This window comes from Bradyrhizobium sp. Kon37 (genome assembly GCF_055807535.1).
The window spans coordinates 1-238 of record NZ_JBVVOY010000334.1 but is presented as its reverse complement, the minus strand read 5'-3'; the positions used below and the strand labels follow the sequence as shown (position 1 = coordinate 238).

Here is a 238-nt window from a genome sequence, read left to right as displayed (position 1 = left end):
AGGGCCTGGACACCCTTGGCAAAAGTGAACCGGGGCGGGGCCTTGCTCGGGGCCTCAACGCGCGGGGCAGGGGCCTCGGCCTCCACTTCCACGCCTGGGAACTTGATAATCTTCGACATTGCTTGACCCTCCACGGCGATGCGTGTTCAATTCGTCCAGCGCTCGCGCGCCTAGACCGTGATGTGACAGCATCGAGGTCAAGCGCCCCGGAGAAATCCGGGGCGTCATCCCTATGCCC

1 protein-coding gene is annotated in these 238 nt (G+C 64.3%); it reads right to left on the bottom strand.

Going from position 1 to position 238, the window contains the following annotated elements:
* A partial coding sequence (gene kleE, locus AC0L3J_RS38385) for a KleE stable inheritance protein (RefSeq protein ID WP_473350621.1) occupies positions 1–119 on the bottom strand: 119 nt, incomplete at its 3' end.
* Between the last annotated feature and the right edge of the window lie 119 nt (positions 120–238).